The organism is Novipirellula rosea (genome assembly GCF_039541335.1).
Lineage (GTDB): Bacteria > Planctomycetota > Planctomycetia > Pirellulales > Pirellulaceae > Novipirellula > Novipirellula rosea.
The window spans coordinates 1-813 of record NZ_BAABGA010000130.1 but is presented as its reverse complement, the minus strand read 5'-3'; the positions used below and the strand labels follow the sequence as shown (position 1 = coordinate 813).

Here is an 813-nt window from a genome sequence, read left to right as displayed (position 1 = left end):
TCGCCACAGGTTGCGCGCCGAAGCCTGTGATTCATCCGGCCGTGCTCAAACTTGAGTTTGACGCCGCGATTCCTCATGCTCGTGACGACGTCACTGGGGTAACACACCTCACGTTGCGTGGGCGTCAAATTGGAACCGACGCCCATCGCCTCATCGAACGATGCACAAACCTGCGTGTCTTGTCGATCCGTGCATGCAGCGCGGATCAATCGCCGATGCTTGCAATCGCTCCAACGGTTCAACAACTCTACGTGTCGAATCTGAAGTCACGCGTCCCTGTCACACTGACCGGTGGCGAGTCGCTCGGGATGCTAGTTATCACGTCTTGCGAATTGGACAAATACAATTTGGATCGGCTACGATCGAATGACACGCTTACGCAGCTTACCGTCGTCGATTGCACTGTTTCAGACGAAACGATTTCCTGGATTCACAATCAGAACGCCCTGACAACACTACAATACGGTAACAACGATGCTTCGTCCGATTTGTTCGTGAACTGGGCGAGTACCAACCTCACGCATGTGGACATCGCGGGAATGATTCCTTCCCCTGACGCAGTCGCCTTTCTCGAACGACAACCGTCACTTTCACATTTTTCGATTGATCTCTGCGGTGATCCAATCGCCGGTGCGGCTGTCGCGATACTGCAACGCAAGTCGCTGGGTTCAGCGCACCTTTTTTGTGCTCGCAAGGACTTGCCACGGTACAATCAACTTTCCAGCAACGCGATTCCGATTGTTCGCGTCTATCAACGACACAACGATCTCTCGCGAACCAAATACACCGACGAACCATGACATGGACCGGAGG

1 protein-coding gene is annotated in these 813 nt (G+C 53.6%); it reads left to right on the top strand.

Features of this window, described 5'->3' with window-relative positions; translation table 11 throughout:
• The coding region (locus ABD971_RS35940) for a leucine-rich repeat domain-containing protein (RefSeq protein WP_345328552.1) at nucleotides 1-800 on the top strand (800 nt) is incomplete at its 5' end.
• Nucleotides 801-813: the final 13 nt, after the last annotated feature.